Raw genomic sequence first — 21,575 nt, 5'->3', positions numbered from 1 at the left:
TGAAAGACTAAACAGATAAGGCAGTAAAGAACATTACCAGGCTAATTGTTAAGGGTGAAACCATGCAGATTTCGTTGTCGGATTTTCTTACACCACAGTTGATCAAAGTCGAAGAGTTTGACAAGTATCACTCCAAAGTGGTGCTTGAGCCCCTTGAGCGTGGTTTCGGCCACACTCTGGGTAACGCATTGCGAAGAATTCTGCTTTCCTCCATGCCCGGTTGTGCAGTGGAAGAGGTTGAAATCGACGGTGTTGTGCACGAGTACAGCAGCATCGAAGGCGTCCGTGAAGACGTCATCGAGATTCTGCTGAACCTGAAAGGTGTGGCGATTGTATTAAATGGCCAGGATGAAGCGGTATTGAGTCTTAGCCGAAAAGGCGCCGGTGCAGTGACTGCAGGCGATATCGTTTGTGACCACAATGTTGAAGTTGTTAATCCTGAGCACGTTATCGCCAACCTGAACGCTGCGGGCGAGCTTAATATGCGCATCACTGTCCGTAAGGGCCGCGGTTATGTGCCGGCTGATACGCGCAAACGTGATGATGATGAAACCCGTGCCGTAGGCCGTCTGGTGCTGGATGCCTCATACAGCCCTGTACTCAGTTGCGCCTACTCGGTGGAGAGCACTCGTGTAGAGCAGCGCACCGACCTGGATAAACTGGTTATTGACCTTCGCACCAACGGTACAATTGATCCGGAAGAAGCCATTCGTCGCGCCGCTACAATCCTGCAGCATCAACTCGCCGTATTTGTTGATCTGCAAAGCCAGGAAGCGGCAGCACCGGAAGAGCCCGAAGACGAGATCGACCCGATTCTGTTGCGTCCGGTAGATGACCTTGAATTGACAGTGCGTTCAGCAAACTGCCTGAAAGCCGAAGATATTTATTACATTGGCGACTTGATTCAGCGTACAGAAGTAGAACTGCTGAAGACCCCGAACCTGGGTAAAAAATCGCTGACAGAAATTAAAGATGTGCTGGCGACCCGTGGTCTGTCACTGGGTCTGCGCTTGGAGAACTGGCCACCTGCCAGCCTGCGTACAGAAGAAAAAGCCAATTAATCAAAGCGAGTCAGCCGTGAGGCTGCTGTTGGAATAGGAATAGTAGATATGCGTCATCGTCATAGTGGACGTCAGCTGAACAGAAACTCTTCTCACCGTAAGGCCATGTTTCGCAACATGACGACCTCTCTGGTTGAGCACGAGCTGATCAAGACTACCGTCATCAAAGCAAAAGAGCTGCGTATGGTTGCTGAGCCGCTGATCACGCTGGCAAAGACTGATAGCGTTGCTAATCGTCGCCTGGCATTTGCGCGTCTGCGTAGCAAAGAAGCGGTAGGCAAGCTTTTCACCGACCTGGGCCCGCGTTACCAGGACCGACCCGGTGGATACATCCGAATCATGAAGTGTGGTCTGCGTGCCGGTGACAAATCGCCAATGGCGTATGTTGAACTGGTAGGACGTCCTGCAAGTGTGGAAAATGAATCTGCGTTGGAAAGCGCTGAGGATTGATGTGCTGACTGACGGATCCGGCCAGCGCCTGATCTCGTGACGCAATTAGAAAGCCGGGCTTGCCCGGCTTTTTTGTTTCTGTTTATTTGAACAGCAGAGGTGATTGCAATGCCAAAAAGCTTTTTTCCACCGCAGCGCACCCTGATGGGGCCGGGGCCTTCTGATGTCAGCCCCCGTGTGCTGGCAGCACTGGCACGCCCCACCATTGGACACCTGGACCCGGCATTCATAGATCTTATGGATGAAATCAAAGTGCTTCTGCAATACGCTTTTCAAACCAAAAACGCATTGACTCTGCCGGTTTCTGCGCCTGGTTCAGCTGGCATGGAGGCGGTGTTCGCGAACCTGCTGCAGGCAGGTGACAAGGTTATCGTCTGTCAGAACGGCGTGTTCGGCGGACGCATGAAAGAGAATGTCGAGCGCTGTGGCGCGACGGCGATCATGGTGCAGGATGATTGGGGTAAGCCGGTCGACCCGGATAAACTTGAAGAGGCCTTGCGTGCCAACCCCGATGCCCTGGCCGTAGCATTTGTGCATGCGGAGACATCGACGGGTGTGCGCAGTGATGCCAAAGCGTTGAGCGCATTGGCGCACCGGTACGACTGTCTGGCAATCGTTGACGCTGTCACATCGCTGGCTGGTATCGAGCTTTGTGTAGACGATTGGGGTATTGATGCAGTCTACTCAGGCACACAAAAGTGTCTGTCCTGTGTGCCAGGCCTGTCTCCTGTGAGCTTCAGCGACCGTGCTGTTGCCTGTATACGAAAACGTCGACAACGGGTACAGAGCTGGTTCCTGGACATGAACCTGATCATGGATTACTGGGGCGGTGACGCAAAACGCAGTTACCACCACACCGCACCCGTCAATGCCCTGTATGCCTTGCATGAATCTCTGCTGATGGTCCAGGAAGAAGGCCTGGCAGCGGCATGGGCCAGACACGCCTTGCATCACAAAGCGTTTGCAGTGGGAATAGAGGCATTGGGGCTTGGGTTTGTCGTTGATGCCAGTGCCCGCCTTCCGCAATTAAATGCAGTGACGGTCCCGACGGGTATTAATGAAGCGGCGGTTCGCGCGGAACTGCTGCAGGCCTGGAACCTTGAAATAGGATCGGGACTGGGGGCGTTGGCAGGCAAAGTGTGGCGGATTGGTCTGATGGGACACACGGCCAGTCAGACCAATGTTCTGAAGTGCCTCACCGCGCTGGGGAGCACTCTGCAGTCAATGGCAGCTGCCGTGGATACTGATGCTGCAGTGGCAGCAGCGAAGAAAATCTATCAGGCATGACGGCGGCGGTGTGTCGCCCCGTCAGTCCCGGTGCCAGAGCAAACCGATAAACAACATGGGCCACAGCCCAAGGTGTATAAACGTGTCGGCCGTATTGAATATATAATTCCAGAACGGAATGCCCCGGACATCAATGAAGTCGATAACGCTGCCGTAGACAAGACGGTCCAGTACGTTGCTCAGGCCGCCGCCGGCAATAAAACCGAAGCACAGAAACTCGTAAACCCTTACCTTCCGCCCTCGCACCAGATAAGTAACCAGAGCAGCGATCAACATGATGCTGAACAGGCCAAATATCCAGCCCTGGCCCTGTGCCATGCCGAACACGCCGCCCAGGTTCCGTATGTGTGTGAAATTCAGGACAGAGTTGATTTCAACACTCGTGCCCAGAGGAATACGGGTGTTAACCAGATAACTGCCCAGCTGAGACAGGGCCAGGCAGGCAGCGCTGATCAAGGTAAAACCGAGCAGGTAGCTGCCTCGCCTGTTGGTGACCGGTGCGGTCAGAAACAGGCGAAGTTCAGAGTTGCGTGACATTCGGTGACTCCGGTTTCAGATCTCGTTGAAGAACGCGCGCAGCCGCTCAGCGTTCTTGCCGACATCGCTCAGCCCTACGCGCGATGTTGAGCGTGCATCAACCACTGCGCCTGTGGGTGTCTGCACAATGCGAATAACCACATCGTCTTTGAAGCGGAACCAGAAAGTGGTGTCTGTTGCCTCGATTCGGCCTGCGCCGGGATCCTGCGCAACCAGTTCCCAGCCCAGCGTGTCAACTGCAGCCAGCGCTCTTTCAAATACCGCCGTAGCGGAATCGTCATAGGTCCGGGTGGTGACGTCGGGGTAGGCCTCCTGCTGGCGTTGGGCATGCTCCTGCGGTGTCATGTTGGGATTGCCGGTGCCGTACACAGTGGGATTGCTGTTATCGCCGCGTAACGCCAGCACATCAACAAATTGCGGCGGATCAATCACATCCGTACTGATGTCGTGAATTGGCGGTATGTTGGCACCTTCGCCCGGCAGATAGGACTGCGGGATGTACCAGGCGATGCCGGCGGCGATGGTGGCCAGGGCGGCAATCGTCGCCATACGAGCGGTGCCGGCGGCGGCGCGTTTGCTGCCCAGGACCAGAACGATAACGGTAATTGCAGCGCAGGCAAGCGTGACCCAGAGTACGAAGGGTTGGGCACTGCGCAGGATGGAGAAACCCTGCCTGAAATCCCACCAGCCCGTCCAGACGCCCAGCGGCGCGGCCAGGGCAAACAGGGCCAGACCCAGACCGGCAAGTGCTGCCAGTGCTGTCAGTATCACCAGGAGTATGGGGGCAGGCCCATTTGAGGAACCGATATTGTTGTTGTTCATGCAAAACTCCGAATTTGCCTGTTCAGGCGGTTAGTGGGTAAGTTTGGTTGGCGTAGAGCGTTATACGCTGATTCCCGTTGTCATGGATTTCAATCGTGCTAAGCGCACAGTTGTGCATGGCCGGCGGTTCCCAGACCCGCGCCAGGGGGCGTTGCTCGACATAGCTGAGGATGGTTTTTATCAGCAGGCCGTGGCTTACTATGGCAATACTGCGAGCACTGCTTTCAGCAAGAATGCTGTTCAGACGCGCTATCGCGCGGCGTTGTACCTGCTCAAAGGTCTCAGCCCCGTCCAGCAGGAAACAGTCGGGTCTGTTCCAGAAGGCATCGAATTGTTCAGGGTACTCCTGGCGCAGATCATCATATAGCCTGCCTTCCCAGGGGCCCATGTGAATCTCCCGTAACTGGTCACAGTAAACGATCGGCAGGTCGCGCTCGGCGAAGGCGATGGCGGCGGTTTCCCTCGTGCGCACGCTGCTGCTGCAATACACCTGGTGGATGTCCGAGTCCGCGAGTGTTGATGCCAGTGCCTGCGCCTGCGCTTTTCCGGTCTGGGTGAGCACGGACTCCTGCTGACCTTGTGCGCGGCGCTCCTTGTTCCAGTTGGTTTCACCGTGCCGGATCAGGTGGACATGCCGGGCAGTATTCATTGCGCCACCCTCGCCTCAGGGGTTGCCTGCTGTCCCGCATGCGTTCGCGTTCGCTGTACCGCGTCGAGCCAGCGAGCATAGTGTCTGTCGCGCCAGGCTTTGTCCTGTGCAGGCGCGAATGAGCGCTCCAGCTGCCACAGTCGGGTAATGTCATCCAGCGTAGAATAAAATCCGCATTGCAGGCCGGCAAGGTAGGCAGCACCCAGCGCCGTGGTTTCAGTGATTTGCGGCCGGTCGACCTGGCATCCGAGCAGATCAGCGAGTTTTTGCACGACAAAATTGTTGGCAGCCATGCCGCCATCGACGCGAAATGCGGTCGGGCGCAAACCGTCAGATTCCATGGCCTTTTGTAAATCCTTGGTCTGATAACACACTGACATCATTGCTGCGGTAACGATATCGGGGATGCCGGTATCGCGTGTCAGGCCGTAGATGGCTCCGCGTGCGTCGGGGTCCCACCAGGGCGCCCCCAGGCCGGTAAATGCCGGTACAAACATCAATGACAGGCCTTCCTGCGCCTGCGCCGCCATGGCCTCTGACTCTGCCGTGTCGTTAAAAAAATGCATTTTGTCGCGCAGCCATTGCATGGTGGCACCAGCCATGAAAATGCTGCCCTCCATCGCGTAGCTGGGCTCTCCGTTAAGTCGGTAAGCGACAGTCGATAACAGGTTGTGTGCCGATTGCAGGATCTTGTCGCCGGTATTCATTAATAAAAAACAACCGGTACCATAGGTGCTCTTGGTCATTCCGGGCGTAAAACACGCCTGTCCGAATGCAGCTGCCTGCTGGTCGCCGGCGATGCCGCCGACTGGCACTGGGTGGCCAAGCCATTGCTGGTCACATTCACCAAAATCCGCAGCGCTGTCCAGAACGTCAGGAAGCAATGACGCAGGGATATCGAACAATGCCAGCAGGTCAGGATCCCACTGCTGGGTGTGGATATTGAACAGCATGGTTCTGGAAGCATTGGTGGCATCCGTGCTGTGGCGCTTACCATTGGTCAAACGCCACAGCAGGAAACTGTCTATGGTGCCAAATGCCAGCTCACCAGCCTCGGCTGCAACTCTGGCGCCCTCCACGTTGTCCAGAATCCAGTTGATTTTGCTGGCTGAGAAATAAGAATCGAGCAGCAGTCCGGTACGCTCCTGGATGAGTTGCCCCCGGCCTTCATTGACAAGTCTGTTTTTGATTGCCTGGCAATAGCTGGCTGTACGCCGGTCCTGCCAGACTATGGCGCGGTGAATCGCTTTGCCGGTTTTGCGGTTCCAGATGACAGTGGTTTCACGCTGATTGGTGATGCCGATGGAAGCAATGGCGGAGGCCTCAATTCTACCTGAGGACAAGGCATCACGGCAGCTCTGCAGGCTGGTCTGCCATATATCTTCAGGTTCATGTTCCACCCATCCATCGTGCGGGTAATGCTGCTTGTAGTCGTACTGCGCTGAGCTGACGGCTTTGCCTTCGCGCGAAAAAATGATGGCACGGCTGCTGGTGGTGCCCTGGTCAATTGCTAGCAGATAGTGGCTCATGTTCGCTGTCCCTCTTTTGGTGGCATGGTACTATACCCGACAATACAAATCCCGCTTTCTGAGGCTTAGCTATGGTTGACACGAAGGACGCTTCGTCGCTTGCCACATCATCAAATGTCGATTTGCTGATAATCGGTGGAGGTATCAATGGCACAGGAATCGCTGCCGACGCGGCTGGCCGTGGTTTATCGGTGTTGCTGTGTGAAAAAAGTGATCTCGGTGGTGCCACCTCATCGGCCAGTACCAAACTGATTCATGGCGGGCTGCGATATCTGGAATACTATGAATTCAGGCTGGTCAGGGAATCCCTGGCCGAACGGGAGGTGTTGTTGCGGGCAGCCCCTCACATTGTCTGGCCTCTGCGTTTCCGGCTGCCGCATCAGCCCCGTCAGCGCCCGGCGTGGATGATTCGAGCTGGCCTGTTTCTCTACGACCACCTGGGTAAGCGCGTTACCTTGCCTGCGTCGAAAGCCATTCGCTTTGGTGCGGACAGCCCTTTGGTCGAGGAATTCAAGAAAGGTTTTGAATACTCTGACTGCTGGGTCGATGACGCCCGACTGGTTGTCCTTAACGCCATGCAGGCCAGCCGCGGCGGTGCCACTGTCATGACACGGACTGCGTGCACGGCGCTGATCCCGACAACCGCTGACGACGGCCGGACAGTCTGGCAGGCAACCTTGAGGGACACTGAGACTGGCAGTGAACGTCAGATATCAGCACGCTGCGTGGTCAACGCTGCCGGGCCCTGGGTCAGTCACCTGGGCAAGGAATTGATGCCGACGGCTCCGCCGGAACCCGTACGCCTGGTGAAAGGGTCGCATATTGTGGTTCCGCGACTTTACGACGGTGAGGAGGCATACATGCTTCAGCACGGGGACGGACGCGTGATTTTTGTGATTCCCTATGAAAACGAGTTCTCGCTGATAGGCACCACCGAGCAGGATTTTTCGGTCGATCCCGGTGAAGCGAAAATCTCATCCGAGGAAATCACTTATTTACTTGATATCGTTAACCAGTATTTCCGCAAAGGCCTTGGCGAGCAGGATGTCAAACATCATTTTTCCGGCGTTCGCCCCCTGATCGATGAGGAGGTAGAAAATGCCAGCAAGGTGTCGCGTGACTACACCCTTGAGTTGGACCTGGCGCCCGCGCCGCTGCTGACCGTCTATGGTGGCAAGATCACTACGTATCGACGTCTGGCCGAATCAGTGCTGCATAAACTGGCGCCTCTTTTTCCTGGCATGAGCGACGACTGGACAGCCAGTGCACACTTGCCTGGTGGCGATTTTGCCTCGCATGAAAGTCTGTCGGCGCGCCTGGCCTTTGATCACCCGTGGCTGCTTGATACTCTGCGTGAGCGCTGGGTAAAACAGTACGGTCTGTTGGTTACCGATCTGCTTGCCGGTGCAGATGCCATGTCAGATCTGGGCGCGGAAATCGGCCCGGGTCTGCATGCGCGGGAAGTCGACTATTTATGCGCGCGGGAGTGGGCGCGTACAGTCGATGATATTCTGTGGCGCCGCACCAAGCTCGGTTTGTGGTTTGACGAATCCCATCGCACAGCATTGAATGACTACCTTCGGGCCCGGTCAGCCCAAGGCAGCTAGCCTGTGCTGGACGACAGTGTCAGCCTGCCGACCTGGCTCTTCATCCTGCTGTGGGCTGCCGCGGTATACGCCGTTGTCGTCAGTATCCTGTATCCCAGTGTGCGCTGGTTTGTCCGGCGCCGTCTGAATCGTGCGGTTGAGCGCCTGAATACCAGTTTGAGCATTAAGATAAAACCGTTTCAGCAAACCAAGCGGCAGGAATTGATCGACAAGCTGGTCTATGACCCGCAAGTTCTGGCCTTGATCGATAGCCAGGCCCGCGAGACTAATGTGCCGCGTGAAGCTTTGATGCTTGACGTAAAACGCTACGCGCGCGAAATCGTTCCATCGTTCAACGCCTACGTGTATTACCAGCTGGGTTACTGGCTGGCGAAACGGATATCCCGCTTTCTCTACCGTGTTCGTGTTTCTGCTGTGGATCAGACTGTTCTGCAGACGCTGGACAAAGATTCAACGGTGGTTTTTGTCATGAATCATCGCAGCAATATGGATTACATCCTGATCTGCTACCTGGCGGCGGAGCAGGTAACCCTGTCATATGCCGTAGGCGAATGGGCGCGGGTGTTCCCGCTGGAATCCATTATTCGGGCGATGGGTGCATTTTTTGTCCGACGCGGATCGCAGAACCCTTTGTACCGCAAAGTACTGGGGCGTTACGTACAGCTGGCAACAGAATCAGGCGTTTGTCAGGCGGTATTTCTGGAAGGCGGTCTTAGTCGTGATGGCAATGTTGCACAGCCCAAGATCGGATTTCTCGATTACATGTTGCGTCACTATGATCATCGCAGGCACCGGAATATCACATTCATTCCGGTGGGCATCAACTATGATCGCGTTATCGAAGACAAAAACCTGATGCACTGGGATGACAAAAGTCGTCGATTTACCAAGTGGCAGACATTTGTCAGAGCCTGGCGTTTTCTGCGCGTCAATCTTTTTTCCGATTCCCGCAGCCGTTGGCAGCGATATGGTTATGCCGGTGTCAACTTTGGTATTCCCTTTGACATGCGCACATATTGTAAAAAGCATCAGCTGACATTTGCCGACATGCCTCAGCGCGAGAGGATACCGGCGGTCACTGCGTTGGCAGACCATCTGATGGAGGCTGTGCGCTTCGTCATACCCGTGCTACCGGTACCGGTCATCGCGACGGTGTTTGTCAAACAACAAGGCAAGGGTTTGCGTTCGCTAGACATCATTGCCGGCTGTGATGAAATAATTGATGACATGGTTGCGGCCGGGGCAGCGATACGTGAGGAACAAAAGCCCAGACAGAAAACGATTTCTGCGGCACTGGATAACCTGCGCCATCGACACATACTTCTGGAAGAAAGTGATGTTTATCGTGTTAACCCCGCTTTCGAACGCCTCATACAATATTACGCCAATTCGATAATTCATTGGCGCTAAGCTTTGTAACCTGTCAGTGCAGGAATCCGCCTGCCCGCACCTTTTTGGTGCCATATTGACTTTTTTGTCAAATACCGTCCGTGGTCTCAGGTTCAGGAAATCGCTGCCGATACTTTTTATACCATAGAGAGGGAGCTGGCACTTTGTTTGCTACGGTTTTGCTAAGGTTCTGTTAAGACTAAGGAGAGAGGGCGCAAATTTAATGCAACTATTCAAACCGGCGCGCGAGCGTCATACCATGGAAGATGCTCTTGATGCTTTGTCGACAGACTTGAATCTTACGGTCTACCGGGGTGGCGACAATGCCGCCGGGGATTCACTGACAAGGTTACAGAAAAAACTTCATGAACGTATTCAGGCCGGCGTTGCTGCAGCTGTGGGTATCGCAGCGCAGGCGCCCGCCTTGTCAGCGATTGCGCACCAGACCATGCAGACGGGCTCGCAGTTGGCGCAATCGTCAGAAGCCATTGCCAGTAGCAGCGAACAGGTAACGACAGCGATCGAGGCCGAGTTGATTCCGGCAACGACCGATGTTGCCAATTTGTCAGCTTCGGTTGCCCATGCCGTGCGAAATTGCGAGACCGACAGCGAGCAGGCGGAAAACAGCATCAATCAGATCAGCGCAACCGAGCAACACCTGACGCAGGTGATCGGCAGCCTGCAGGGACAGCTTGATGAGGTGGTGCGTGTGATCTCGGCAATTTCCAATATATCCCGTCAAACCAATCTGCTGGCGCTGAATGCTGCCATTGAGGCGGCCAGGGCGGGCGAGCACGGGCGTGGTTTTGCCGTGGTGGCTGAAGAGGTCAGGGCGCTGGCTAACAACACCACGGATGCGACCAGCCAGGTGGCGACAATCATCGAATCATTCAAGGCCGAAGTTTCCGGCCTGGCATTGGCAGGTCAGCAGATGCAGCAGACGGTCAGCGACGGTGCCGGCAGTGTCAGACACATGCGCGGCGAGCTCAGGGGCGTCCGCCAGGCCATGGACGATCTTGACCAGAAAGTACACGGCATCGCGGCGAGCACCGAACAAATGGGCATGGCCATGTCCGCAGTCAATCGTGATGTCCACACGGTGTCCACGGTGGCTGCCGATATGCAGCGTAAAGCAGCAGAGGTAGGTGAGCGCGGGCATGAGGTGCACCGCGAAAGTGACCGCTTACTTGAGAGTCTGGGCAGTTTCCGCCTTGGTATTCATAATCAGGCGTGCAGTGAAATAACCAGCCTGGCGCGTGAGCGCACTTTGCTGGACGGGCAGCAGGAACAGGCGGAAGGCACCATGTTACAGGCGCTGGGCAGGCACGCACATTTTGAATTGATGTATCTGGTGGGCGCTGATGGCAGACAGGTCAGCGAAAATATTTTTGCGCCTGATGTATCAGGGTACGGGTCGGATTCGGCAAAAGGCAAGGACTGGAGTGGGCGCGACTGGTTCCGCGCGGTGATGACCAGCAGACAGGTCCATGTCACAGACGTCTATCGCTCAGCGGCGACTGACGATTTCTGTTTCACGGTGTCGGTACCGATTGTTGATGACAATGGACGGATCGTGCGCGTATTGGGTGCTGATGCCCGTTTGTCGGCGCTGTTAAAATAGTCCTTCATGAGTCCTCCAGCCAGACCTCACGTGCCCAGTGCCAGATACTGGGCCAGGACTTGTTGCCATGAGGATCCTTGCCCAGTTTGCTGCCGTTCCAGAAGCGGACTTCACCGTCGGCGTTGGTGCAATAGTAGCCGTCTCCGAGTTGACAGACAGGTAGCAGATAACGGGGCATGCCATCGTTCCAGGCTTGTGCGGCGACCTCCGGAAGGAACGTATGTGAGCGGGGGTCGGCTGCGGTGACCGGCTCCAGGCTGCCAAAAACCACGTCACTGACTTCCAGCAGATAATCACGAAAATCATCCGGCAGGGACATCAGCAGTTGCTCTTCAATCTCGACCAGCAGGTCGTCGTCCGGCAGCTCCAGCGGCACGGGAATAGTTTCGTTGCGCTCGCGCAACATTTCAATCACATCTTCCATGGTTACTCGGCTCCGGGTTTTCGCAGGCGTAATAAGAACTGGTCCGTGCCACGGTTCAGCATCGGATCAAAAATGGAACGACGGGGATTGTCATTGCTGTTGGCCAGCAGATCGGATTCGGCCTCGACCGTGAAACCCGCGCGGGTGACTGCCTCGATCGCCTGTGCTTTCAGCATCCGATGCAAACGTTGGTTGTCGTTGCCTTCGACGCCGGTGTGGTCGATGATGCCAACGATGCCGCCGGGTTTGAGCAGACGATACAGCTCGGTCAGCAGTCCATGCGCGCGGGCGGGACTGCCGTTGTAGTAGTCATGCAGGATCTGTGAGACCAGTATAAAGTCAACTGAGCTGTCCGGCAGCTGGTTGTCGTTGATGGGCCGGTCTATGCGAATCACATTGCTGAGGTTGCCGGTCTCGATCTTGCCGGCCAGGGCGTCACCCTGAGTCATGTCAGTGCGATCTTCGTCAAAGCGCAGAGCCCGGGGCGAGTTTTGCGCGTAAACAGTGCCCTCGCTGCCGACGGCGCGCGAGAGGATGAATGTGTAGTAGCCACCGGCAGCATAGACGTCCAGTACTGTCATGCCTTCCTGCAGTCCCAGAAAAGCCAGTACCTCAACCGGTTTGCGGGCAGCGTCGCGCATGCGATCGGCAATATCCCGGTCACTGCCCTGCAGGCTCGCGCGCAGGGTCTCGGGGTCCAGCGCATGACTGTAGCTGCCGGTGAGCAGCAACAACATGACGATGGCACCGCGCAGTGCCGACATCATGGCAGCAATCCGGAAGGCTCCGAAGAGCCTGGGGTTTGTCTCAGCAATTGTCATCATGGACAGGATTATAGTCGATCACCGAAGCACAGTCCCCTATAATCCTTGCAATCACTTATCCGGCCAGCGGGTCTGGCCAATCAGAATTACGGGGATGTTTATGTCACTTTTACCTGCCATTGTCCGCGACAGCAATCCGGACAAAGCCGCCGACGCGGCGGTCATCTGGCTGCACGGGCTGGGTGCTGACGGTAACGATTTTGCCGGGCTGGTGCCGGAGCTGCATTTGCCGGCAGAGTTGTCGGTGCGGTTTATTTTTCCGCATGCGCCCTCCATACCCGTGACCATCAACCAGGGTTATGTCATGCCGGCCTGGTATGACATTGTCGAGATGGATGTGCAGCGTCGGGTTGATGAAAAACAGCTGCGCGCGTCAGCCGCTGCGGTACATGATTTTGTCAGCCAGCAGATGGCAGCTGGCATCGACAGTCAGCGTATTGTGCTGGCCGGTTTTTCGCAGGGCGGGGCGGTTGTGCTGGAGGCGGGATTAAGCTGTCAGTATCCGCTGGCCGGGCTGTTGTCTCTGTCGAGCTACTTTCCCACGGCTGACAGTGTTCTGGTAAATGACGCCAACCGTCATTTGCCGATTCGCATCTGCCACGGCACCGCCGATCCGGTGGTCAATGAGGAGTTGGGCAAGCGCACGGTCAGCGTGCTGGAGGCATTCGGGTATCAGCCGCAATACAGCCGTTACCCGATGCAGCATAGCGTTTGCCTGGAAGAGATCAGGGATATATCCGGATGGTTGCAGGAAGTACTGGCTTGAGCCTTGCCGCTCTCCCGGTTAGCCGTCAGTAGCCCGCTGCTCACGAGCCCACTCCTCACGAGATCACTCCTCACGAGCCCAGGGGTCAATAGCCCACGCCGCGCGCCATCAGATAGGCCAGCACGGGGACAATGACCAGCAGCGGGAGAGCGCTCTTCTGTAATCGAAGCAGGGACCTGGGTAGCGGATTCTGTCCCCGCGGGCGGCACAAACACCAGGCCGGGTAGATCAGCGTGACCAGCAGTACCATGACCAGTCCCAGTTTAGCGTGGAACACCGGGTTATTGCTGAAAAATGCCGCTGGTTTGCCCACTGCCAGCCACAACATGAGGCCCCCTGCTATCGATAGCAGGGCCGCCAGCGCCGTGTAGGCGTAAATCCTGCGGAAAGTCTGATAGGCAAGAGGATGCTGTTCGCCGTCATTTGCCAGACTGCCTGCGGCCAGGCTTGCGATGATCAGGCCGGCAGCCATGCCCAGTGCACCGAACAGATGCAGTCCACGGAAAATTGCGTCAGCCATAACATCACCTCTACAGCTACGGCGCCGAGATATCGATGCCGTGGCGTGACAATAGTTCCTGCAGACGTCCCGTCCGCAGCGCTGCCTGTGTTTCCGTGTAACCACCGACACTGTCGACCCCGACAAACACCTGGGGCAGGGTCTGGCTGCCGCTTAGCTGCTGCAGCTCGGTGCGCATTCGCCGGTGCAGTTGTGTGTCCAGGTAAACGCCACTGTCAAGCTCAACAGTATGACAGGGCACGCCCAGCGTATGCAGCAGGTTCTTTACCGCGTGACAGTATGAGCACCACGAAAGCGTGAATACGGTGACCGGTGATTTTGCATCCTGCAGTATCGCCAGAACACTGGCGGACTGTGATTGTGTCTCGGGCATGGGGGCACCTTCAAAAAATTTACGCTATTGTGCCATATCTGACTGTGTTAATCTTGAGTGTTGCGTGACAAACGACAGGCCGAATGACTGCTATTATTTGACAATGCATTGTCATTTTTACATTGCTGGTCGTATGCAACTGAACGATGGCTGATATGGATAATATCCAAAAAGGGTTATAGACAGCATGACCGGTGATAATACTGTGCGCAACAATCTGGTAAAGGACGAGCCGGACCTGGCGTCAATGGGGCTGAGAGAACGCAAGAAACTGATTCGTCTGCAGCGCATCGTGGCCGCCGCGCGCAAATTGTTTATTGATAAAGGATTTACCACCACCACTATTCAGGACATTGCCGTCGAAGCGGATGTCGGACTGGGCACTCTGTACCTGTATGCAAAAAGCAAGGAAGACTTGCTGGTGCTGGTATTCAAGGATGACATTCTTAAAATGATTGACGAATCCTATGCCGGCATAGCCCCGGGTGAGCCTTTGCTCGATCAGTTGATGGCGTTTTTTGAGGGCCATATCAGCTACCACATGAAAGACCAGACGCTGTCGCGTACCGTTCTCAAGGAACTGTCATTCTCAACCACAGAGCAGCGTCGCAAGGATATCGACCAGATCATGAACAGCACCTACGCCAAGCTGATGAAGCTCATTGAGCGTGCGCGCCGGGACGGCCGTGTTCAGAAGGAGTTGTATACCGGCACCATGGCGTGGAGTACCTTCGCGTTGTATTACCACCTGCTACAGGGATATTTGTGCGGATTTCATACGGAAGAGGAGTTTCGCAAGAGCCTGCGCAACGCCCTGGCTGCCCTTCTTGACTGAACACCAAAGCGCCCCTTCCCCTGACCCCCTCACCGGCTGTCGCATGCTGTCGGCATTCTGTCGCAGCAACTGCATATCCGTCTGATAGCGTTTGACTTTGTTTTGCATAGTGATACGATCGGAAACATGAACGGGCTCATTTTTGAGCCTGGTACAGCCATTTAATGCGGTTAACATTCAATGTGGTTTGACAACAGTCCGGCGAACGGTTCGACTAAACGGTTCGGCTAACTGGAAGTTCAAGGCAGATAGTACTTAAAAGTTGGAGGGTACGATGATCAGTTGGTTACAGAACAAGGGTAAAACCACTGCCTGCACAGCGCTGACGGCGCTGGCACTGGCCGTAGGAGCTGGCGTGAGTCACGCTGCAGACGAGCGTGTGGGTGACTTCGCACTGCTGGACCATGAGGGGTATTTCCACCACATGGCCTGGTATGACAATAACAAGGCAGTCGTATTCCTGGTGCAGGGCAATGGCGCGCAGGCAACACGTGATGCACTGGCCTCCTTCACTGAGCTGAAAGCCCAGTATGAAGATCAGGGCCTCAAGTTCATGATGATCAACCCGCTCGGGGAAGACCGTGCTGCAGTTGCTGCTGATGTGGCGGCGATGGGCACTGATATTCCGGTTCTGATTGATGACGTGCAGGCAATTTCCGAATCTATCGGAATCGAAAAGATCGGTGAGGCAGTGGTATTTGATCCCAGGTCCTTCAGCGTGGTCTATCGTGGTGCACCTGGCCAGGCGTTTGCGGATGCCGTTGCCAGCGTTGCTGCCGGCGAAGCAGTGGCGACCAGCTATGTGGCCGCACAGGGTACTGACGTGCAATATCCTGAGCGTGATATTACCGCCGTTTCCTACGAAAAAGACGTGGCCCCCATCATTGCCGAGAACTGTGCCAGCTGTCACCGTGAAGGCGGTATTGCGCCGTTTGCACTCGACAGCCACGCCATGGTTCAGGGCTGGTCGCCAATGATCCGTGAAGTGATGATGACCAAGCGCATGCCGCCGGGTCAGATCGACCCTCACATCAATGAGTTCCGAAACAGCTACGTGGTGCCATTCGAAGATCAGCGCAAGGTGCTGGACTGGATTGCTGCCGGATCGCAGAAGGATGGAGCTACCGATCCGTTGGCGATGATCGAGTGGCCACCTACAGAGTGGGCCTTCGGTGAGCCTGACTATGTCATTGAAGTGCCTGAACAGGCGGTTCCGGCGACAGGTGTGCTGGATTACCGCTATGAATTCATTCCGATCAATCTGCCAGATGGCAAAGATCGTTATGTTAAAGCCAGTCAGTATATGCCGGGCGACCGCACCGTACTGCACCACACGCTGAATGCACTGTTCGGCCCGGGCGAGCGTCCCAGTGGCAGTGGTTTTGTGGGAACACCGGATCCTAACCTGGCGTATATCACGCCCTATATTCCGGGTGCTGCACCTTACGTTGAAGAGCCGAACACCGGTGGTCTGCTGGAAAATGGTTCCACCATTGCCATTCAGTTGCACTACACAACAACCGGCCGTGAAACGACTGATGCCAGCCGTATCGGTGTCTGGTTCTACGACGAGGATGAAATCCCGGAAGAGCGCATGACCGGTGAGTGTGCCTGTATCTTTACACCTACCTGGACCACGATCCCGGCTTATGATCCGAACTTTGAAATGCAGGCTCAGATCGAGATCCCGGATGATGCGTGGCTGCACAGCTTCCTGCCGCACATGCACTTCCGTGGCAAGTACATGCGCTTTGATGCGCACCTGCCGGATGGTACGGTGAAACCGCTGATCAACATTGCCAATTACAACTACAACTGGCAGATGGAGTACAAGCTGGAAGAGCCCATGCTGGTGCCCGCCGGAACACGTGTTGTCGCCACCGGAGCGTTCGATAACTCCGAGCAGAACAAGGCCAACCCGGACCCGTCGCGCGACGTGCCCTGGGGTGATCAGAGCTGGGACGAAATGTTCTTCGGCCAGGTTTACTATAAATTCGTTGACCAGGGTCGTTACGCGGTAACGGAAGGCGAAACAGTAGACAGCAATCTGGTAAGCGCGGCGCAGTGATTCATTGAGCCGATCCTCAAAGTGTTATAGCTTTGGGATATCACGATAGCTTTGAGATAAAAAAGGGAGCAGAGATGCTCCCTTTTTTATGGTCGGGTCTAAAACAGGCAACTGCCTCACAACAAAAAAGAAATGGCATTACTATGAAAAAAAACATGTTGCGGAAATGCTTGAAAGTGGTGGCTCTGGCCGCGGGCCTGGTCAGCACGGCGGCAGCGCTGCCCCGGGCAGAGCCCGAAGCGCTCGGGTTTTCTCCGGCACGGCTGGCGCTGATCACCGACACCCTGAAGCACTATGTCGATGCCGGGCATGTGCCCGGCCTGGTAGCAGGAGTGTCTCGTAACGGTCGTATCGTGTATCTGGAAAGCATGGGCTGGCAGGATGTGGAACAACGGGTCCCGATGCGAACGGATGCCATGTTTGAAATCCGCTCAATGAGCAAGCCCATCGTGTCGCTGGCCGTCATGCAGTTGATTGAGAACGGTCAGTTGCAATTGCATGATCCGGTGGCAAGGTATATTCCGGCATTTGCCGATCCGACAGTTTTCCACGATCCGACTGACAGCGATGGTGCAACCCGGCCTGCATCCCGGCAAATCACGATTGCGGATTTGTTATTACATATTGGCGGTCTGAGTCACCGCAGTAGCGCTTTGTATGACAGTCGTGCAGTAAGATCACGCGCCGACACGCTGGTACAGCTGGTTGAAAAAGTCGCGCAGGTGCCCCTGATCGCGGATCCGGGGACGGTATGGAATTACAGTATTTCAACAACGGTGCTGGGACATGTTGTTGAGATTGTCTCCGGACTACCCTTGGATGACTACCTGCAGACAATGGTATTGGCGCCGCTGAATATGCCCGACACCGGCTTTTATGTGCCGGAAGATAAAGTGGCGCAACGGGCCCACATCTATCGTGTGAGTCCGCAGGGATTGCAACGAGAACCCGACATGGACATCCCCATCACGCAGAACCCGCCGCTGTTGGAAGGGGCGGCCGGTATGGTCAGCACGGTACCGGATTATCTGCGATTTTTGCAGGCATTCATGAACCAGGGAACTCTTGACGGGCAGCGCGTACTCAGCGAGGCCGGGGTGGCATTGATGACCACAAATCAGTTGCCTGATGCGGTGTTGCCGATCGCACTGAATCCGCAACGTCCGATGCGTGACCTGGGTTGGGGTTACGGTTTCAGCGTGGTCATTGACGAAGCCGAGAGTGGTTTTGCCCGCAACAACGGGGAGTTCGGCTGGAATGGTTCACTGGCCACGTTCTCCTGGGCCGACCCTGAAACCGGCACGGTGGCGGTGCTGATGCTGCAGATACAGCCGTCAGGCGCCTATAATCTGTCGGCACTGTTCAAGGCTCTGGTGGCTCAGTCGATGATCCAGTAAGGCGGTCATAAAAACGCCTGAATCATGCTTTTGCCTTTACAATGCCATGGTCAGTCCAGTAGGTGCCCAGCCTGGCGTTCTCCAGCCGCAAGGCCTTGTTTGCTTTGACTGTGGCCGGGTCTTTGTAACCGCGGTTGTGATCAAGGTGAATGACAATGGCATTGTAGCGCACGTGTTTGGGTTTGATGCCCATGTTAATCAGCCGAACGCCGAACTCGCGATCCAGTCCACCCCAGGCCATGCGCTCATCGAAACCATTCACCGCCAGAACATCCTCGCGCCAGGCGGAGCCGTTAGAGCCCTTAAAGTTGCACCGTGTCGGCGTCAATCGATTGAACCATTTGGCCAGCACGGGGCCTGCCGTGAGTTTGCTGTTCCGGTAGCTTGATGGTAAACCGTGTTGTTTTAACCATGGCAGTTCGAAGCAACGGCCGTTCAGCACATCATCGCGGCTGATATCGGTGCTGGTACGCATGGGGAGCTTATGGTACCCGCCAGACAGGTAATGGCCGGGTTCGGCCTCACGGGCATGAACCGCGAGGAAATCGCGTCTGGGGATGCAATCCCCGTCGGAGAAAACCAGGTAGTCACCGCTGGCCTGGCTGATGGCTTTATTCAGGATCGCGCACTTGCGGAATCCGTCATCTTCCTGCCAGACATGTTTGATATTGAGCCCGGTTTCGCCGCGAAACCGGTCGAGCAGCGCACGGGTATCCGGTCCGGAACCATCGTCGCCGATAATCAACTCAAAGTCCTGGAGATCCTGTACGCTGTAGCCCCAAAGAACCTTCTCCAGCCAGGCTGGTGAATTGTAGGTTGTGACAATAACAGACATTTTCATACAGTGGCTCTTTGAATTCCGGCATCAACGCCATTTTTAGCTTCGTCAGGGGTTGCACCAGGCGTCAGCAAAAATACGGAGTTCATTCGGTTGTGCAGTATACGCTGGTATCCGCGCTGATTCAGTAAGGCAAAAACGTCCTCCTGCCAAAGATGTGGCGAGTTTTCGATGATGACAAGTTTCGCTAACAAGTCCTCCGGTGCGCCGCGCAGGTAAGGTGCCATGGCTTTGTCCTCAGCGCCTTCGATATCTATTTTGAGCACGTCAATCCTGCTGATCTGATTGTCCTGCAGAACGCCAAGCAGGGGTCGGCATTGAATGACAACATCAGTCCTGCGCGGGTCGGCCTGCGCCAGGCGGGAACGATTGCTGTCACTGATGCTGCTGGCCCCCAGGTTACTGCTGTCCAGTTGCAATACAAACTGGCTGTCGATATCCGCGATGCCAATATCCATCACGGACAACGCTGCCTCAGTGGTGTCTGACTTGTTGGCGTCGATATTGAACAGCAGGCGCTGCCTTGTAGCAGGGTTGGGTTCGAATGCCAGGATGCGACCGCCGGCGCCGACGACTTGCATTGCTGTCAGTGTGTAAAGCCCGATGTTGGCGCCGATATCCAGGAAAACGCCATTTGCCGGCAGGTGTTCCCGCAACAGTCTGCGTTCGTCAGAATCGTAGCGCCAGGGTGTGAAAACGAATTTCTTCTCGGAATAGTTGTCTGTCAGTTGGCAGCGCAGATTCAGCCCTCCGACACAGATATCAATCGGCAAGGGTGTCAGTCGTGTCATTGTCCTGCGCAACACAGGGGCCAGCAGCCTGCTGAGGCGAGGGCCATGGTCACGATGGCAGAGCGCGAGCAGTCGGTTCAGTATTGCAGCCGGGCGATGGCTGCCAAAGGGGAGGGGCGTGTGTGATTCGGATGCATTGCCAGGACTTGATGTCATTGTGAATCGCTGTTGATGAGAACGCTGTGCCAATGATGTCAGCGTGTGGCCTGTTAGTCCAGCCTGCAAGCTGGCCGGAACTTTGATGCTTGCCTTTAGGCGCCAGTGACTTTAGAGTTTCGATCTGTCGTCACAGATAGCTGACCAGGCGTGCGCTGCGAGGAAAGTATGCGATCAGAGCGATTTACCATAACAGTAGTGTTGAGCGCTGTACTGGGGGCCTGCGGTGGCACTGCCACCTACATCGCGCCGCCAGCCGAGGAATATCTGGTGCCGGAGATAGCAGCGAACGGCACCAAGTTTTTTGTCCTGCAGCGCGACTATCGGCGCCCGGAGCAAAACACGAGCGCTGCGACGGTGTCACATCCCGGTGGACGGTCCGACAGTGATTGGCTGATGGGCGAGCGCAACATTGAGCAGCGGCTGACCCTGATCATGCAACGTACGGCGTATTGCCGCGAGGGCTTTTTCGAACTGTATCGGGAACAGACCCTGAGCGGGTTTTCGGTGCGGGGTGAGTGTCGTGAAATCGCCACTGACGAAGATCGCGAGCGCTTTTCCGCTGGGCCCATACCTTTGTAAACAACTGGATTTGCCATGACCCACCACCGCATTTTTACGCGATTGTTGTCCGGGACTTTCACGTTGATACTCAGCCTGGCCGGTTCTTTGCTGCTGGCGCAGGAGGCCGAACAAACGATATCGGCGGCGCAACCGTCCGAGCTGCCCGCAGGGTTGCAGACGGTATCGTTCTTCAGCCCGGCAGTATCACGGCAAATGAAATTCGATATTGTACTGCCACCTGACTACAGCGAATCCGATGCGCGTTATCCGGTCCTGTACCTGCTGCACGGTTATATGCAGAACTACACGGTGTGGGGGCGAAACCTGGGCGCTGCGTTTTATGCCCGCAGCTTTTCGGACCTGATTGTGGTCATGCCTGATGCCGGCAACAGCTGGTATATCAACTATGCCAGCAGCGAGGGCAATCAACGTAACAACTGGGAAGATCATATTGTGCGCGATGTGATCGGCCATGTTGACAGCAACTTCCGTACGCTTGCCAGTCGTGAAGGTCGGTCAATTGCAGGGCTCTCCATGGGCGGCTACGGTGCGGTGATGCTGGGCCTGCGCCACCCCGAGCTGTTCATTTCGGTGGCCAGTACCAGTGGCGCGCTGGCGCATGCCAGAAACCGTGCAACAGCGATAGCAGAAGGTCAACCGGCGCCGGTCGCGCGCAGTATCGGGGATTCTCCGGAGCTGGCACGCGCCGATGCCTTTATCTCGCAAATCATCGATATCCCCGGATTCAGCTCTCAGGATGAACGCAATCCCAGGGGTACAGATTTTGAAACTGTTGAGCAGGCCGAGGCCTACGATCCGTTCCATATCATCTATGACGTGCCCAAAAGTCGATTGCCGCATATTTATCTGGACAGTGGTGTCGATGACGGTCTGATAACCGCCACTCATGAGTTCATGCAGATTCTGCTGCTCAATGACGTCCCGTTTGCTTACATGCAGTCGCAGGGGCGGCACAACTCGGAATACTGGCGACGCTCCATCGGGCATCTGATGTCAGTGCAATATGAGGTCATGCAGCGTGCCCTTGGTAACCGGCCCTGAACCGC

Annotated in this window: 22 protein-coding genes; 12 read left to right on the top strand and 10 right to left on the bottom strand. The window is 55.8% G+C overall.

Features of this window, described 5'->3' with window-relative positions:
• Window positions 1-62: 62 nt before the first annotated feature.
• From rpoA to WD071_RS13150, 3 genes are all read left to right on the top strand, one after another.
• Window positions 63-1,061: a DNA-directed RNA polymerase subunit alpha gene (gene rpoA / locus WD071_RS13160; protein ID WP_368048841.1), complete on the top strand. Its 999-nt coding sequence runs from the start codon at window positions 63-65 to the stop codon at window positions 1,059-1,061.
• 48 nt (window positions 1,062-1,109) lie between these two features.
• Window positions 1,110-1,511, top strand: coding sequence for a 50S ribosomal protein L17 (gene rplQ / locus WD071_RS13155; RefSeq protein WP_368048840.1), 402 nt, complete (start codon window positions 1,110-1,112; stop codon window positions 1,509-1,511).
• 108 nt (window positions 1,512-1,619) lie between these two features.
• On the top strand, window positions 1,620-2,798 hold the full coding sequence (locus WD071_RS13150) for an alanine--glyoxylate aminotransferase family protein (protein ID WP_368048839.1): 1,179 nt from the start codon (window positions 1,620-1,622) through the stop codon (window positions 2,796-2,798).
• A 21-nt stretch (window positions 2,799-2,819) separates the two neighbouring features.
• Here WD071_RS13150 and lspA read toward each other — a convergent pair whose 3' ends face one another.
• From lspA to glpK, 4 genes are read right to left on the bottom strand one after another with little or no spacing between them, the layout of a single operon-like run.
• On the bottom strand, window positions 2,820-3,335 hold the full coding sequence (gene lspA, locus WD071_RS13145) for a signal peptidase II (protein WP_368048838.1): 516 nt from the start codon (window positions 3,333-3,335) through the stop codon (window positions 2,820-2,822).
• Between the two features lie 15 nt (window positions 3,336-3,350).
• The gene (locus WD071_RS13140) at window positions 3,351-4,157 is read right to left on the bottom strand and encodes a DUF1499 domain-containing protein (RefSeq protein ID WP_368048837.1); all 807 of its coding nucleotides are present in this window, start codon (window positions 4,155-4,157) and stop codon (window positions 3,351-3,353) included.
• Between the two features lie 22 nt (window positions 4,158-4,179).
• Entirely contained in the window at window positions 4,180-4,806 is a 627-nt protein-coding gene (locus WD071_RS13135; protein WP_368048836.1) for a histidine phosphatase family protein, read from the bottom strand.
• On the bottom strand, window positions 4,803-6,335 hold the full coding sequence (gene glpK / locus WD071_RS13130) for a glycerol kinase GlpK (RefSeq protein ID WP_368048835.1): 1,533 nt from the start codon (window positions 6,333-6,335) through the stop codon (window positions 4,803-4,805). The genes WD071_RS13135 and glpK overlap by 4 nt, the downstream gene beginning before the upstream one ends.
• Before the next feature lie 71 nt (window positions 6,336-6,406).
• Here glpK and glpD point away from each other — a divergent pair, with 71 nt between their 5' ends.
• The 3 genes from glpD (at window position 6,407) to WD071_RS13115 (ending at window position 10,952) form a co-directional block, all read left to right on the top strand.
• A complete protein-coding gene (gene glpD, locus WD071_RS13125; RefSeq protein ID WP_368048834.1) occupies window positions 6,407-7,942 on the top strand; it encodes a glycerol-3-phosphate dehydrogenase in 1,536 nt (511 codons plus the stop codon).
• A 3-nt stretch (window positions 7,943-7,945) separates the two neighbouring features.
• A complete protein-coding gene (locus WD071_RS13120; RefSeq protein WP_368048833.1) occupies window positions 7,946-9,352 on the top strand; it encodes a 1-acyl-sn-glycerol-3-phosphate acyltransferase in 1,407 nt (468 codons plus the stop codon).
• Window positions 9,353-9,554: 202 nt separating this feature from the next.
• Window positions 9,555-10,952, top strand: coding sequence for a methyl-accepting chemotaxis protein (locus tag WD071_RS13115; protein ID WP_368048832.1), 1,398 nt, complete (start codon window positions 9,555-9,557; stop codon window positions 10,950-10,952).
• A 4-nt stretch (window positions 10,953-10,956) separates the two neighbouring features.
• Here the strand turns inward: WD071_RS13115 and WD071_RS13110 are convergent, their stop codons facing one another.
• Together WD071_RS13110 and WD071_RS13105 are read right to left on the bottom strand one after the other, a co-directional pair.
• Entirely contained in the window at window positions 10,957-11,376 is a 420-nt protein-coding gene (locus WD071_RS13110; RefSeq protein WP_368048831.1) for an SMI1/KNR4 family protein, read from the bottom strand.
• Window positions 11,377-11,378: 2 nt separating this feature from the next.
• A complete protein-coding gene (locus tag WD071_RS13105; protein ID WP_368048830.1) occupies window positions 11,379-12,143 on the bottom strand; it encodes a class I SAM-dependent methyltransferase in 765 nt (254 codons plus the stop codon).
• A gap of 157 nt (window positions 12,144-12,300) precedes the next feature.
• On the opposite strand from WD071_RS13105, the gene WD071_RS13100 reads away from it, so the two are divergent.
• On the top strand, window positions 12,301-12,966 hold the full coding sequence (locus WD071_RS13100) for an alpha/beta hydrolase (RefSeq protein ID WP_368048829.1): 666 nt from the start codon (window positions 12,301-12,303) through the stop codon (window positions 12,964-12,966).
• A gap of 85 nt (window positions 12,967-13,051) precedes the next feature.
• Here WD071_RS13100 and WD071_RS13095 read toward each other — a convergent pair whose 3' ends face one another.
• Window positions 13,052-13,486, bottom strand: coding sequence for a DUF2214 family protein (locus WD071_RS13095; protein WP_368048828.1), 435 nt, complete (start codon window positions 13,484-13,486; stop codon window positions 13,052-13,054).
• A 16-nt stretch (window positions 13,487-13,502) separates the two neighbouring features.
• A complete protein-coding gene (locus WD071_RS13090) occupies window positions 13,503-13,859 on the bottom strand; it encodes a glutaredoxin domain-containing protein (RefSeq protein ID WP_368048827.1) in 357 nt (118 codons plus the stop codon).
• Between the two features lie 187 nt (window positions 13,860-14,046).
• On the opposite strand from WD071_RS13090, the gene WD071_RS13085 reads away from it, so the two are divergent.
• From WD071_RS13085 to WD071_RS13075, 3 genes are all read left to right on the top strand, one after another.
• Entirely contained in the window at window positions 14,047-14,694 is a 648-nt protein-coding gene (locus WD071_RS13085; protein ID WP_368048826.1) for a TetR/AcrR family transcriptional regulator, read from the top strand.
• Window positions 14,695-14,968: 274 nt separating this feature from the next.
• Window positions 14,969-16,762, top strand: coding sequence for a hypothetical protein (locus tag WD071_RS13080; RefSeq protein ID WP_368048825.1), 1,794 nt, complete (start codon window positions 14,969-14,971; stop codon window positions 16,760-16,762).
• 176 nt (window positions 16,763-16,938) lie between these two features.
• Window positions 16,939-18,159 (top strand): serine hydrolase domain-containing protein, encoded by a 1,221-nt coding sequence (locus tag WD071_RS13075; protein ID WP_368048871.1) that lies wholly within the window; start codon window positions 16,939-16,941, stop codon window positions 18,157-18,159.
• A 22-nt stretch (window positions 18,160-18,181) separates the two neighbouring features.
• Here the strand turns inward: WD071_RS13075 and WD071_RS13070 are convergent, their stop codons facing one another.
• Both WD071_RS13070 and WD071_RS13065 read right to left on the bottom strand, forming a co-directional pair.
• Window positions 18,182-19,000 carry a glycosyltransferase family 2 protein gene (locus tag WD071_RS13070; protein ID WP_368048824.1) on the bottom strand — a complete coding sequence of 273 codons (819 nt, stop codon included), beginning with the start codon at window positions 18,998-19,000 and terminating at the stop codon, window positions 18,182-18,184.
• On the bottom strand, window positions 18,997-19,788 hold the full coding sequence (locus tag WD071_RS13065) for an FkbM family methyltransferase (protein WP_368048823.1): 792 nt from the start codon (window positions 19,786-19,788) through the stop codon (window positions 18,997-18,999). The genes WD071_RS13070 and WD071_RS13065 overlap by 4 nt, the downstream gene beginning before the upstream one ends.
• 324 nt (window positions 19,789-20,112) lie before the next feature.
• Between WD071_RS13065 and WD071_RS13060 the strand changes: the two genes are divergently transcribed.
• Both WD071_RS13060 and WD071_RS13055 read left to right on the top strand, forming a co-directional pair.
• The gene (locus WD071_RS13060) at window positions 20,113-20,526 is read left to right on the top strand and encodes a hypothetical protein (RefSeq protein WP_368048822.1); all 414 of its coding nucleotides are present in this window, start codon (window positions 20,113-20,115) and stop codon (window positions 20,524-20,526) included.
• Window positions 20,527-20,541: 15 nt separating this feature from the next.
• A complete protein-coding gene (locus WD071_RS13055) occupies window positions 20,542-21,570 on the top strand; it encodes an alpha/beta hydrolase (RefSeq protein WP_368048821.1) in 1,029 nt (342 codons plus the stop codon).
• Window positions 21,571-21,575 lie beyond the last annotated feature (5 nt).

Source organism: Pseudohongiella sp., from assembly GCF_040877505.1.
Taxonomy (GTDB): domain Bacteria; phylum Pseudomonadota; class Gammaproteobacteria; order Pseudomonadales; family Pseudohongiellaceae; genus Pseudohongiella.
Note: the sequence above shows the minus strand (reverse complement) of the source record. Positions and strands in the feature narration are given on the sequence as shown.